The sequence below is a fragment of the Moorena sp. genome, from assembly GCF_982860115.1.
On sequence record NZ_CEYLVT010000198.1, the window covers coordinates 1 to 13855 of the forward strand.

The window sequence follows — 13855 nt, forward strand, 5'->3', positions numbered from 1 at the left end:
TCCCAGGAGGGGAATGTGGGGAGATGGGGAGATGGGGAGATGGGGAGATGGGGAGTAAGATCAGTATTCCCTCTTGCCGATTCCCGATTCCCGATTCCCGATTCCCGATTCCCGATTCCCGATTCCCAATTCTAAATTCTAAATTCTAAATTCTAAATTCTAAATTCTAAATTCCCGACTCCCTTAAGCAATTAACCAACTAATAACTATAACATGACTAATGGCAATAACTTGATTTACTCCTATCCACCCCTAAAAGCTGGAACCTTACTCAAACGCTACAAACGCTTTCTTGCGGATATTGAACTGCCATCAGGGGAAATTATTACTGCTCACTGCCCCAACACTGGCCCAATGATTGGAGTTTCAACTATTGGCTCTCCTGTACAAGTCTCCCAGAGTGATAACCCAAAGCGGAAGTTACCATACACTTGGGAAATGATTCAGGTCAAGGACAACGAACCCACTTGGGTAGGGGTTAATACGGCTTTACCTAATCGAGTGATTAAGTTAGCGTTGGAACAAAAATTGATTCCTGAATTAGCGGACAGCTACAGCGAAATCCGCCCTGAGGTGCGTTACGGAAAAGAACGGAAAAGCCGGGTGGATTTTTTACTGACTGGCTCAGAGCGCCCGATTTATTTAGAAGTGAAAAGTGCTACTTTAGCTGAAAAGAATCGTGCTTTATTCCCTGATACAGTTACTACTCGTGGACAAAAACATCTGCAAGAACTGATGGCACTACTTCCTGAAGCACGAGCCGTGATGCTTTATTTTATTAATCGTGCTGATTGTTTGCACTTTTCTCCTGGTGATAACTATGACCCAGACTATGGTAAACTTTTAAGAGAAGCAGTTAGCAAGGGTTTAGAAGTGTTGCCTTGTCGCTTTGAAATTACCCCGTCAGGAGTTCGCTATTTGGGGTTAGCAACCTTTGAGTGTTGAGGGTGTTAGTAGGTGTAAGTTAATAGCTGATAGCTATTAGCTGATAGCTTACCCATAACCTGAACTGGTATTAGTGATGCTTAAGGGTAAAAACCTGCTTAAAGACCAAAATGCGGTTAAAGTTAACGGGAAACTTTTTAATCACAAAGGGGCGATTCTTAGGCAAAAAGCGCTTAGGTATTGTGAACTTAAACTTAAAGTCAAAGTCATCGTCATCAAATTTAAACTCAAATTCATCATCACGATCATCATCACGATCATCATCATCTTTGCCCTTGCCAAAGTCTTTAGATCTGCCACGGCTTCCTGCAATCTCGTTGAGTTCATTCTCTGACAAATGTGCGATGAACTCCAAATCAGTGCTTAGATAGTTATCCATGGGAAAAATCTCCTGTTCAAACGGTTTAAAAGGACTACTTTAGGGAAACTAAACCCTTGTTAGTCTAATTTCCCGAAAGTGAGTTATTGGGATTACCTAATTAGGTAACCTTGTAAAATCTTCGACAGGATTACTCTATCTAAATAAATTCTTTCCGTCTGGCCATTTTGGCTTCTTTTTAGTTGTGGAATTCCATTAAAAAGGACTTAATTCAAATGGCACTTAGTTAAGGCTGAAACCAAAGCCCACAGGAGCAAAGGGTCTATTTTAAAGGGGAAGGATATTTTTGGAGAGAGCACATAGGTCTTTACTTTTGGCAGTGACCAAGGGCAAGGTTAGTGGTAACTCTCGTTATCTCCAAGGTTTTGAGCCGACCGCTAATTTACTACACGACCAGTCCAAATTTTCCGTTTTCAACAACAGTCGGTAATGGATGTCTTTGACCGAAGGTCACCCTACGGAAGTAAGTTATTATGGGTCAATCAGGTCATTTTACGCAACCTCCTTTCCTCATCCCTTCTCTCGACACCTGAATCCTAACGTGATTAGACAAAAATCTGGCGTAAGGGAAGCCATGCCGGAGGCTGATCGCTTAATATACTCTCAGCTCTAGAACTGGGAAATGGCAGATGTTTTTGCAAAGTCAAAGAAAAGGGATATGATAGTATTTTTACCGAAGGCGTTTATTGTAACCTTATTTTCGTCGATGTTTTCCATCCTCCGACTTTAGTCAAAGGTTTTGAATTGTTTGGTCAATTACCTCCGAATCAACTCGGAGGCTTATTATGGTTGAGGATCTCCTCAAGAGATTTGATACTCCCTCATAACCGGCTTTCGCCGGTGGATGACATTCATTCCAAAAATCAACCCATCGACTGAAGTCGATGGAGTCATTGAGTTAATTTAAATCGGAGTTTGAGATATGTACCTACAAGAAGAGCAAGAAAAAACTTACCAAGACAATGGTTTTTTACTGTTAGATAATATTTTTGAACAAGCTCAGATTAAAGCGATAACAGCTAAATTATCAACTGTTTATTGGGAAAATACACCAGGAACCGTTTTAGAAGAAGATCAAGCGACAGTAAGAGGAATTCACGAGGATCCAACTGAAAATGGCTTCTTGGATAAGATCTCAAAAAACGCTCTAATTGTTGAGCCAGCCATGCAACTTCTTGGCAGCCAAGTCTACATACATCAATTAAAAATTAACTTCAAAGCTGCCTTTAGTGGTGATCTATGGCCGTGGCATCAAGATTATATCTTTTGGCAAAAAGAAGATGGAATGCCAACACCACGAGCGGTAAATGTTGTTATTTTTCTAGAAGAAGTCAACGAATTTAATGGACCGCTTTGTCTTATTCCTGGTTCCCATCAAGAAGGAGTAATTAGCTCTCTAAACCAAATTGATCAGGATGATGCTGCTTCAGAAGACTCAAAATGGATATCGAGTTTTCAGTCCAACCTTAAATACACTACACCAGAACAAACAATTATAAAGCTAGTAGAAAAATATGGAATAGAAGCGCCCAAAGGTAAACCAGGAACTGTGTTATTTTTTCATCCTAATTGCGTTCATGGCTCAGCTAATAATATTTCTCCATTTTCAAGAAAAATTGCTATTATTACCTATAATAGTATTGACAATATTCCGATTGCCGTAGAAAATCCGCATCCTGACTTCTTAGTTGGTCGAGACTATAGAGCAATCAAACCTTTACCAGAACAAGCCTTAATCCTATAAACCATTGAAACAAAGAGTGGGAGCAGAACAAATTAGATTGTTTGATCAGCGTTAATCTAATGCCTAATTTTGGAGTTTAGAAAGGAATAAACAGGATGACAACAAATAAACACATTGCCCTATGGACTTGCCCGAGAAGTCGTTCAACACTGATGACGAGAGCTTTTGAACAGTTAGATGGTTGTCTGATTTTTGATGAACCGTTTTATGCTCCGTACCTGTTGAAACATGGTTTCAATCATCCTCATCGTCAAGAAATTCTTGAATCCACTGAAAGCAACTATGAGAAGGTAATTCAACAAATTACCGGAAGTTTACCCAATAGTGCATCTTTTTCATTCCAAAAACACATTGCAAAACATGCTCTCCCGGAATTTTCCAGAGACTGGCTTAAATCTCTTCATAACGTTTTTTTGATTAGAGACCCTAAAGAGATCGTTTTATCTTGGTACAAAGTTTTGGGGAACGTAACGTTCCATGATGTCGGCATAGCAGACCTTTACACTATCTTTCAAGACGTTAAAGCATTGACAGGAAACTCCCCCCTGGTTATTGAATCAACGGAGTTTGTCAGAAATCCCAAAGATATTCTGAAAAGGTTATGCGCAAAGTTGGAGGTAACATTTTCTGAAAAAATGCTGAGTTGGGAACCTGAACTAAAAGACTCAAACTTATCGCTGTCATCCTTTGCCCCAAGTTGGTATTCCACAGTGATGAATTCTAGCGGTTTTATTCCTTATGAGGAAAAAGCTATCAATATACCTGATGACCTAATGCCTATAGTGGAAGATTGTCTGCCGTTTTATGAGAAATTATATCAAGAGGTAGAATTTTGCCAATTTAACTAGCTCTGACGGCTTTGCTGAATAATAGAATGATTTGAAAAGTTTTTAGGTGCGCTCTTACCATTAAGAATTAAATTCGCCACGGGTCGCACCTGTAGAATGGGCATCTTGCCCGTCCCTTGATCTGGCCCTTGCGGGCAGGATGCCCACTCTACTCCGATTCATTACTTGATTCAGCAACGCCGCTCTGAAAATATCTGACAATAACGTGCATGTAGATTTAGGAGAAGTATAAATGAAGGACAGCATCGACAATATATGTTTTAGCTTCTGGAACTCTGCAGTTCTCAGAGCGGCGATAAAACTTGGAATATTTCCTTTACTGGAACAACCTATTTCTGCCCGAGAAGTCTCCGATCACCTCAAAGCTAATCCTGATTTTGTCGAAGCTTTTCTTGAATCCTGTGCTGGATTAGGTCTGCTGGAAAAAGAAGAGGGTAATTTTAAAAACTCTCAAGTCGCTTCTACATTTTTAATACCAGACAAGCCAGAGTATCAAGGTGATTACGTCGTCCATATTACCAATTTTTGGTACACTTGGGGCAATCTAGACCAGCTGATCCGTGAAGGCAGACCAGATTTTCCCTTTGAGAATGGTTTTGTTGATCCTGGTACCTATTGGACAAGCTATATCAAAGGTCGGCATAACCTAGCTATGGCAGGACAAGGAGCGGTCTTGGCTGAATATACTAACCTGAACAATAGGCGTAAAATGCTGGATTTAGGAGGAGGCTCTGGAAGCTACAGCATTGCTCTTTGTAATGCTAATCCTAATTTAACAGCTGTAGTTGTCGATCTCAAAGAACCTTTAGAAATCGCCCTCAGCCTCTTGAAGCAATACAATCTCCAAGAGCGAATTTCCCTATGTCCGGCGGATTTTCATACCACTGAGTTTGATCAGGACTATGATGTTGTTCTGCTTTCTGCAGTCTTGCGTCATATATCTCCCGAGCAATGTCTGAGGCTATTGTCCAAAGCTTACGATGCTCTATTGCCAGGTGGATTGCTGATCGTGCAGGAGTTTATAAATCCAGAAGATAATCCTAAGCAGTCATTGCGCAGTACAATGATGGAACTGTACTTAATGATTGGCTTTCATTCCGAATCGGGCAATCGCTCTAAAGAAGAAATTGCCCTATGGCTCGAAAAGACAGGATTTAAAAATATTAAGGTTATTCCTTTGCCTACACAAACAACTCTCATCCTTGGGGAAAAGCCCTAATATCAAGTCTGCTTGAATACCCATAATTAAGGAGAGGGTGGGAGGTGTGGGGAGATGGGGAGATAGGGAGATAGGGAGATAGGGAGATTTTTAAGCAGGTGCACAAAATTAATTACACATTTTTCAAAACTCAAAGCCTTACAATGTAATGGTTACAGAGATTGGTAGTAGGAAATTAATTTTGTTTAGGTGCTTATTATTAAGGGTAATTATTCTGAGATGATATAAAACTCCTATTTCTGGCAAATAAGGCGGTTTAGTAGCCATTGCTAAATCAAGGGATGAACATGAGTGGGGTGGGCATCCTAGCCGCCTGGGAATTGAAACAGGCAAGATGCCCGTTCTACGCCTGATGCCCGTTCCACCCCTGATGCCCGTTCCACCAATCAGATGCACCCTATGTGTTTCCATCTCTCCCAGTTTCCCATGCCACAATCGCCTCAGTTAAACCTTCTAAAGTATATTCAACTGCTTCCACATCTACCCTGCCTAACAACTGGCGACAGCTTTCGGATGTTTGGGGACCAATCGAAGCGATACAGACATCTTGTAAAAGGGAATCAAGAGTTTTTAAGGGTGCAGATTGTTCGGCGTCGGGATTTAAATAGGGGAGGTTAGTGTCCGTTGAAGAGTTAAAGGCTTGCTTGAGAAGTTTGTAAAAATTCTTGACGGTTTTAGAACTAGCAAACGTAACAATATCTATTGCTCTCTGTTGCCAAGCATCTAAAATAGCAGGAGCCATGTAATCTGGACAACCAGACTCATAGGCAGCAACTTCTACCACTTGAGCACCTTTTTCCGTTAGTTCTTTTACTAACACCTCTCGCCCACCGGTTTCGACTCGGGGGAAAAGCACTTGTTTGTTAGTTAAAGACTCTGGAAAATGTTCTACCAAAGAATCAGCGACAAAGTTTGGTGGGATAAAGTCCGGTTGTAAATTGTGTTGTTTCAGACTCGCCGCAGTTTTCTTACCCACCACAGCAATTTTAATCCCGACTAAAGCACGGGCATCCTTACCATTATTCAGTAATCGTTTAAAAAAGTAATCCACCCCATTGCTAGAGGTGAGAATCAACCAATCGAAGTGAGCGAGATTAGCGATCGCATAATCTAATCCAGCCCAACTGGAAGGAGGAGTAATCACCAACGTGGGCATTTCGATAATAGTCGCTCCTTCTTGTTCCAGGAGCTGGTTAAATTTTTGGGATTGACTAGCGGAACGGGTAACTAAGACAGTTTTTCCAGTAAGCGCTTCGGTAGTTTCCGTTCCCGCTTGAACCTTGTCTTGACAAGCTTCACTCTTCGACTGGTCTTGATCAGCTAATCCCATAGATGCCTTTAACCCCACTACTTCACCAACTACAATTACCACAGGTGAGAGGGAGATACCAAGGGTTTGGTTTACTATAGTGCTTAAAGTACCCAGCCAAACCTGTTGCTGGGGGCGTCCACCATTGCGAATCAGAGCAATGGGGGTCTGATGCGATCGCCCATAGCGTTGCAGCTGCTGGACAATTTCCCCGAGATGACGTCCTCCCATTAAAATCGCCAGGGTGTCGATTCTTGCTAGTGCTTCCCAATCTAGTTGCTCTGGCTGATGAGCAGTGACAACGGCAAAGCATTTGCTCAAAACCGAGTCTGTTAAAGGAATTCCCGCTAGTAAGGGAGCGGCTAGGGCTGAGGAAATGCCTGGTATCACCTCAAACTGACACTCAGCAGCAATCAATGCCTGAATTTCTGAGCTAGAGCGCCCGAAAATAAACGGGTCACCACTTTTTAGCCTTACCACTTGCTTGCCTTGTCGGCATTGGTCTACCAGCAGTTGGTTAATCGTAGCTTGGGGTGTAGAAGGGCGTCCACCCCGTTTCCCTACATCGAAGAGTTGACAATCACAGGGCACTAGTTGCAATAAAAGGGAATCTACTAGAGCATCATAGACCAACACTTCAGCTTGAGTCAGTAGTTGTTGCCCCCTTACCGTTAAGTAGTTAACATCTCCTGGACCAGCACCTACGATGTAAATTTTTCCCTTTTTGTGATTAGTCATTATATATAGCAATTCTCATAGCTATATAGTAGGGCTAATCAACAGTAGGGCTAATCAAGGGTTAGCTCAAGATTGTTCATCAAAATAATGCTTTGGAGAGTTATATTTGAGTACTACACACCAGTTTGCTGCTTTTGTACAGCAGATCGAACATCAAAACTTGCCGGAAACGGTTGTCGCTCAAGCTAAAAATGCAATTTTAGACACTCTTGGGGTGATACTAGCAGGAGCAACAACCCCCGTTGGTAACATTGTATTTCGCTATGCTGAGAGTTTTGGAGGAGCAACTTCCCGTGTTAATCAAGGTCAAGTTAGTAGATGAGCGTTACCTTTTCCAGGAAGTGGCGATAGCTAAGGGTCATCCTCAAAATCCCCTTACCGAGTCAGAGTTGAAAGCTAAGTTTTGGGATTGTGCTTCTTTGAGCTTATCTTCACAACAAGTTAGCCAGGCTTATACTGATGTGCTTAATTTGGAAAAGATAGACTGTATTCAAACTGCGATTAAGAATATGATATCGTCATAGTTTGCTAAATTAAATTAGAGGAAAAGGACTTTGGTTACAGAATTTAAAGACTACTTCTCAAAGCAAGCAAATGATTATAGAAACTATAGACCTCATTATCCAGAATCTTTGTTTGAGTATTTAGCTGGACTTGTACCTGATCGTCAAAGAGCGTGGGATTGTGCCACTGGTAATGGTCAAGTAGCCTTGGGCTTAACACCTCATTTTCAAAAAATTTATGCTACAGATGCCAGCGAAAAGCAAATTAGTCATGCATTTGATCATGATAAGATTAACTATTCTGTGGCAGTGGCCGAAAAAGTCGGGCTAGGGAATCAATCTATAGATTTAATAACTGTTGCCCAAGCTGTTCATTGGTTTAATCTGGAAAAATTTTATCAGGAAGTGCAGCGAGTTTCTAAACCTGGAGGAATTATTGCTCTCTGGGGCTACTGGTATTTTGAATTACCTCCAGAAGAAAATCACATAGACCAAATGTCTAGGAATTTTTTCACCACAGTGGTTGACCAGTATTGGGCAGAAGAAATAAAACTACTGATTCAAAATTATCAAACCATTCCTTTTCCTTTTGCTGAGTTAAAAACACCTATTTTAAAAATAGAAACCCAATGGAACATGGAAGAATTTCTGGGATATTTGAATACTTGGTCTGCGATTCAAAAGCTTATCGCTGTTCAATCCCACGAACCAATCTTGGAATTCTCCAAGCGTCTAGTCGAGGCTTGGGGCGATCCCGAGAGGAAAATTATATTTCAATGGCCATTACACATGAGAGTTGGTCGGATAGAGTGAACTACCCCTGGGGCTAGGCTCACAGGGGTAGGTTTTTAACAAAGACGTGAGGTGTGGGGTGTGGGTTGTGGGGTGTGGGGTGTGGGGGTGGGTTTGACCCAAATGTCAAAAACCTACCCTTGCAACACTCCCTATTCCTCTTGCTCCATCGGCAGACTTATATCTAAAACTATTAGAAACTTAGCATCAGGCAGCAGCTGTTTCAGGGTCTGCCCATAACCTTTGGCATCACAACAGTAGCGGAACCGAGCGAAAACGACTGGTGGCATCGGTGGTAATAGCCGAATCAGTACCCATGGGTATAGGCTTAGACGATACAACATAATATTAAGTTATCTCCTTTAGTTTAAGGGGTAGCCAGAGCCAGCCTGTGGCCTAGGAAAACTCTTAGGCTGGCTCTTCCCGTGGATTTTTTTCTCCACGGTTTCATTTTAGCACAAAAAATTGCATATTATAGCATATTTTTTAAATTTTGTAAAAAATTATTGAGAGAGTCGCCAGAGGTATAGCGCTACGCGCTTTTCAGATTTATTTGAGGCTGATTCCCTGTTAGGTGCGCTCTTACCATTAAGAATTAAATTCGCCACGGGTCACACCTCTTGATGCAGCGCAAAGTAGCTGATAATCTATCCAAGATTTCGGCTGTAATGGTAAGATATTTGGTTGCTAGGTACCCGTTGAGGCGTTCGCGTAGCGTGGCCTAAAGGCCATGGCTTGAGCACCTACTTCATTTTTCTGTGGACAGCCATGTGATTATTTCGAGTCTGGGGCTAACTGTTGCGCTACTGTTTGTGGGTCTTTATCTATTTCCTTTGTATTTGGATTGAGGTCGATGTCAGGATTGAGTTTTTGCGCTTTTTTAAATTTTTTAACAGCACTCTTGATATTTTGCTCTTTTTGTAAAAGAGCTCGACCTTGTCTCACCAGAAATTCGGCTTTGGTTTTATCTTCCCAACTGGCATGCTTAAGACAAGCTTCTCCTGCTTTATTATTTTTAGGTGCAACAAGGTCAGGATGAAATTGCAGCTGATCACATCCATCTTTTAACCAATCTTTCCAATTTCCACCCCGCCACAACCGCACTGTTTTATCGTAACTCCCACTGAGAATCTGTTTGCCATCGGGACTAAAAGCGATCGCATTGACATAACTTGTATGACCTTCCAAGGTATAGAGAAGTTGACCGGAATCAGTGTCCCACAACCGCACTGTGTTGTCGTAACTCCCACTGAGAATCTGTTTGCCATCTGGACTAAAGGCGATATCAGCGACAGGAAGTGTATGACCTTCCAAGGTATGGATTAGTAGACCGGATTCGGTGTCCCACAACCGCACTGTGCCGTCCTCACTCCCACTGATAATCTTTTTGCCATCTGGGCTAAAGGCGATATCAGTCAAACGACTTGTATGACCTTCCAAGGTATAGAGAAGTTGACCGGAATCAGTGTCCCACAACCGCACTGTGTTGTCCCCACTGCCACTGATAATCTTGTTTCCATCTGGACTAAAGGTGATGGCACTGACATAACTTGTATGACCTTCCAAGGTATAGAGAAGTTGACCGGAATCAGTGTCCCACAACCGCACTGTGTTGTCCCCACTGCCACTGATAATCTTGTTTCCATCTGGACTAAAGGCGATCGCATTGACAAAACTTGTATGACCTTGATAGGTATGGAGAAGTTGACCGGAATCAGTGTCCCACAACCGCACTGTGTTGTCCCAACTACCACTGAGTATCTTTTTGCCATCTCGGCTGAAGGCGATCACACTGACCCAGCCTGTATGACCTTGATAGGTATAGAGAAGTTGACCGGAATCAGTGTCCCACAACCGCACTGTTTTGTCGTAACTCCCACTGATAATCTGTTTGCCATCTCGGCTGAAGGCGATATCTGATACACGACCTGTATGACCTTCCAAGGTATGGAGCAGTTGACCGGATTCGGTGTCCCACAACCGCACTGTGCCGTCCCAACTCCCACTGATAATCTGTTTGCCATCTGGACTAAAGGCGATATTGTTGACAAAATTTATGTGACCTTCCAAGGTATGGATTAGTTGACCGGATTCGGTGTCCCACAACCGCACTGTGCCGTCCCAACTCCCACTGATAATCTGTTTGCCATCTCGGCTAAAGGCGATATCATTGAAAGAACCTGTATGACCTTGATAGGTATAGAGAAGTTGACCGGAATCAGTGTCCCACAACCGCACTGTGAAGTCCTGACTGCCACTGAGTATCTGTTTGCCATCTGGGCTAAAGGCGATCGCATTGACCCAGCCTGTATGACCTTCCAAGGTATGGATTAGTAGACCGGATTCGGTGTCCCACAACCGCACTGTGCTGTCCTCACTCCCACTGATAATCTTGTTTCCATCTGGGCTAAAGGCGATCGCACTGATAGCATCTGTATGATCTTCCAAGGTATGGAGCAATTGACCGGATTTGGTGTCCCACAACCGCACTGTGCCGTCCTCACTCCCACTGATAATCTTGTTGCCATCTGGGCTAAAAGTGATCGCACTGATAGCATCTGTATGACCTTGTAGGGTATGGAGCAATTGACCGGATTCGGTGTCCCACAACCGCACTGTGCCGTCCTCACTCCCACTGATAATCTTGTTGCCATCTGGGCTAAAAGCGATCACATCGACATAACTTTCATGACCTTCCAAGGTATGGAGCAATTGACCGGATTCGGTGTCCCACAACCGCACTGTTCTGTCATTACTCCCACTAATAATCTTCTGAGCATCTCGGCTAAAGGCGACATCAGTGACATAACTTTCATGACCTTCCAAGGTATGGAGCAATTGACCGGATTCGGTGTCCCACAACCGCACTGTGCGGTCACTACTCCCACTGACAATCTTCTGAGCATCTCGGCTAAAGGCGACATCAGTGACATTATCTGTATGACCTTGTAAGGTATGGAGCAATTGACCGGATTCGGTGTCCCACAACCGCACTGTTTTGTCGGCTCTCCCACTGAGAATCTTTTTTCCATCTCGGCTAAATGCGATCAAATAACCTTGTAAAAGATTCCTTTCTCGTACCTTATCTAAAGCTACCAATAAGCTAGAATTAACTTCAGTGATCACCGTTGGTTTTAAGTCTTTTTGGTAGGTTTGACTTTCACCTGTTGTTTCAATAGCTTGTATCAAGTCTTCTGTAGTAGGTTTTAATAATACGGAAGACTTGATATTCCTAGCTTTTGATTCTAATGCTGCGTTAATTGCTTGAATTTCCTTATTCTTGTATAGTAAACTAACAATTATAGCAATAATTTTAACTATGATAACTAATATCAATAAAACCCCAAGTTGCCGTGTTTTACCACGGAGTTCTTTATTAGCATGGGCTTGTTCTTTTTCTCTTTGTTCTGCTAAATGGCGTGCCTTTACCTCTGCTTTTCGTCTGGCTTCCGACTCCTCTAGTAGTTCCTGTTGACGTTGTTTATCTTTGTCAAGTATGCGCTTGCGGACTTTTTGACTAACCTTAATAAGTTCTTGTGCATCACTATTAAGCTGACCCTGGGAAAGATCTTTAGCGAGATAATCCTCAGCATTACTTAATTTTGCTCCCTGTAGTAAAAAAGCAATTTCTTCTGGCTTGCCTTCCCTTGTCCACTCTTCAGCTGCTGCTTCAATCTTACGGGCTATTCTCATCCCATCCCGGTTTTCACTTATCCAACTCCGCAACAGACTCCAATGACGAATCAAGGCTTCATGGGCCACATCCACTACTGCTACTCTCTTTGCTTCTCCTCCTTTACCTACCATTTCAGTAGTAACAACTAGCTTTTCATCAGCCAACTTCTGAACTACCGTATCAATAAGTTTCTCTCCATAGCGCTGATTCACTAAATTCGGCTTTAATACTCGTCTTCGGGTATCTTCTGTACCTTCTCCCAACTGGGTTAGTGCCAGAAAAATATGCTTAACTGCTGCTTGTTCTTCTTCAGAAAATAGCTCATACACCTCAGTCGCCCGTTTACGCAAAGTACCCATCACACCACCCAATTTGACATAGGTGTTGAGCCGCAAACAGTTATCAGTGCTTTCTTGCCACAGTCGTGTCAGGGTATATTGCAGCAATGGGAGATACCCTGGCGCATCGGCTACATCTGCCAGTATTTCGTTCACCAGTCCTGGCTCAATCTCCAATTCTACCTGTTTGGCTGGTTTTACAATTGCTTGTCTTAACTCCTCTGGTGACATGGGCATCACAGCGATTCCATGTTCTTGAATCTGCTGTGCCAATCCGCTATAGTCCTGTTCAAGACATTTACCAAAAAAGTCTGCTCGCATTGTCAATACCAAGCAGAGTTTATCTCCAGTTTTAGGTAAAGCCCCCAATAAGCATTCAAAAAACTGCTGTCTTTCTGAGCTATCCTGACACAAGGTAAAGGCTTCTTCAAACTGATCAACTACTAGTATTAGCCGCTGGGTATCGGTCACAGCGATTAATTGTCTTAACCCTTCAGAACCCTTTAAGATCAAATCTTCGGCTTGAGCTAATTGAGTCGCTTGTTCGATATCAGATAACCCAGAATCTACAAAGGTTAGTGCTAAAGAATTGAGGGGATGTTCACCGGGCTGAAGGATTTTTATCTGCCAACTTTCACTACCCGATAACCTCCGTCCCAGTTGTAACTGATATAATAATCCTGCCCTAACTACACTAGACTTCCCACTACCAGACGCTCCCAAGACAGCCATAAAATTACCAACACGCACCTTGTCCAACAATTGATCCGTTAAGGCAGTGCGACCGTAGAAATACTTAGCATCTTCTTCCGTACAATCAAAATAAGCTAAGCCTTTATAAGGACAGATATTTTTTGCTGAGGTAGCCAATTTTTTTGTTGCTGCTGTCCACCTGCGAGTCAGATTAATCGGTTCACCGGAATTACTAAAAATAGGAATCTGGGGAAAAGCATTCCGTTCTTTAGTGAGTAAATCAACTAAGGTATAGTTAGTTACCCATCGCTCCTGGCTTGGTTCCAATCCCTTGATCAGTGCAGAGGTGAGAACACTATGATTACTACCAATGTCTTCATAGGCGAGTTCAAAGGCACGAGAAGCAGCAATAAAACACCGGTCTCTGCCTTTACCCCGTTCTCCAGGGTCTGCTTCTGCGACATTTAGGACTTCCCCGGCATAACAGCAATCTAAAATAATAATCTGCTGCCTTACTTCACTGTCTTGTAACAGTCGTCGCAGCCATTGTAAGGATAAACCCCAAGAACCCATGTCTGGGTTAACATCACTAGTGGCCAAAAAGCCTTCTTGTATGCCCTTGCTTTTTCGTAAACCATGTCCAGAAAAATAGAGTAGCGCTGTATCTGGGG

General features: G+C 42.7%; 11 protein-coding genes. 7 read left to right on the plus strand and 4 right to left on the minus strand.

The genetic code is table 11. The features are described 5' to 3' along the window. Positions 1-213: 213 nt before the first annotated feature. The gene (sfsA, locus tag AC4II3_RS25335; RefSeq protein ID WP_488015034.1) at positions 214-945 is read left to right on the plus strand and encodes a DNA/RNA nuclease SfsA; all 732 of its coding nucleotides are present in this window, start codon (positions 214-216) and stop codon (positions 943-945) included. A gap of 70 nt (positions 946-1015) precedes the next feature. Here sfsA and AC4II3_RS25340 read toward each other — a convergent pair whose 3' ends face one another. Further along, complete coding sequence (locus tag AC4II3_RS25340) at positions 1016-1324, minus strand: hypothetical protein (protein ID WP_488015032.1); 309 nt, start codon at positions 1322-1324, stop codon at positions 1016-1018. A 922-nt stretch (positions 1325-2246) separates the two neighbouring features. Between AC4II3_RS25340 and AC4II3_RS25345 the strand changes: the two genes are divergently transcribed. From AC4II3_RS25345 to AC4II3_RS25355, 3 genes are all read left to right on the plus strand, one after another. After that, positions 2247-3068 carry a phytanoyl-CoA dioxygenase family protein gene (locus tag AC4II3_RS25345; RefSeq protein ID WP_488015030.1) on the plus strand — a complete coding sequence of 274 codons (822 nt, stop codon included), beginning with the start codon at positions 2247-2249 and terminating at the stop codon, positions 3066-3068. Positions 3069-3163: 95 nt separating this feature from the next. Then, positions 3164-3916, plus strand: a complete 753-nt coding sequence (locus AC4II3_RS25350) for a sulfotransferase-like domain-containing protein (RefSeq protein WP_488015028.1) — start codon at positions 3164-3166, stop codon at positions 3914-3916. 232 nt (positions 3917-4148) lie between these two features. Next, on the plus strand, positions 4149-5135 hold the full coding sequence (locus AC4II3_RS25355; RefSeq protein WP_488015026.1) for a methyltransferase: 987 nt from the start codon (positions 4149-4151) through the stop codon (positions 5133-5135). Positions 5136-5532: 397 nt separating this feature from the next. Here the strand turns inward: AC4II3_RS25355 and cobA are convergent, their stop codons facing one another. Beyond that, on the minus strand, positions 5533-7182 hold the full coding sequence (gene cobA, locus AC4II3_RS25360) for a uroporphyrinogen-III C-methyltransferase (protein WP_488015024.1): 1650 nt from the start codon (positions 7180-7182) through the stop codon (positions 5533-5535). A gap of 106 nt (positions 7183-7288) precedes the next feature. Here cobA and AC4II3_RS25365 point away from each other — a divergent pair, with 106 nt between their 5' ends. Genes AC4II3_RS25365 through AC4II3_RS25375 form a run of 3 tightly spaced genes read left to right on the plus strand, consistent with a single transcriptional unit; the run spans position 7289 to position 8498 of the window. Beyond that, a complete protein-coding gene (locus AC4II3_RS25365) occupies positions 7289-7504 on the plus strand; it encodes an MmgE/PrpD family protein (protein WP_488015022.1) in 216 nt (71 codons plus the stop codon). Next, positions 7476-7706 carry a hypothetical protein gene (locus tag AC4II3_RS25370; RefSeq protein WP_488015020.1) on the plus strand — a complete coding sequence of 77 codons (231 nt, stop codon included), beginning with the start codon at positions 7476-7478 and terminating at the stop codon, positions 7704-7706. The genes AC4II3_RS25365 and AC4II3_RS25370 overlap by 29 nt, the downstream gene beginning before the upstream one ends. A 30-nt stretch (positions 7707-7736) precedes the next feature. Then, the gene (locus AC4II3_RS25375; protein ID WP_488015018.1) at positions 7737-8498 is read left to right on the plus strand and encodes a class I SAM-dependent methyltransferase; all 762 of its coding nucleotides are present in this window, start codon (positions 7737-7739) and stop codon (positions 8496-8498) included. A 131-nt stretch (positions 8499-8629) separates the two neighbouring features. Here AC4II3_RS25375 and AC4II3_RS25380 read toward each other — a convergent pair whose 3' ends face one another. Then, complete coding sequence (locus tag AC4II3_RS25380) at positions 8630-8821, minus strand: hypothetical protein (RefSeq protein WP_488029496.1); 192 nt, start codon at positions 8819-8821, stop codon at positions 8630-8632. A 430-nt stretch (positions 8822-9251) separates the two neighbouring features. Beyond that, a partial coding sequence (locus tag AC4II3_RS25385; RefSeq protein WP_488029497.1) for an nSTAND1 domain-containing NTPase occupies positions 9252-13855 on the minus strand: 4604 nt, incomplete at its 5' end.

Coding starts and splice junctions, on each gene's coding strand:
- AC4II3_RS25350 (WP_488015028.1), top strand. CDS start 3,164: ATGACAACAAATAAACACATTGCCCTATGGACTTGCCCGAGAAGTCGT.
- AC4II3_RS25355 (WP_488015026.1), top strand. CDS start 4,149: ATGAAGGACAGCATCGACAATATATGTTTTAGCTTCTGGAACTCTGCA.
- sfsA (WP_488015034.1), top strand. CDS start 214: ATGACTAATGGCAATAACTTGATTTACTCCTATCCACCCCTAAAAGCT.
- AC4II3_RS25380 (WP_488029496.1), bottom strand. CDS start 8,821: ATGTTGTATCGTCTAAGCCTATACCCATGGGTACTGATTCGGCTATTA.
- AC4II3_RS25345 (WP_488015030.1), top strand. CDS start 2,247: ATGTACCTACAAGAAGAGCAAGAAAAAACTTACCAAGACAATGGTTTT.
- AC4II3_RS25340 (WP_488015032.1), bottom strand. CDS start 1,324: ATGGATAACTATCTAAGCACTGATTTGGAGTTCATCGCACATTTGTCA.
- cobA (WP_488015024.1), bottom strand. CDS start 7,182: ATGACTAATCACAAAAAGGGAAAAATTTACATCGTAGGTGCTGGTCCA.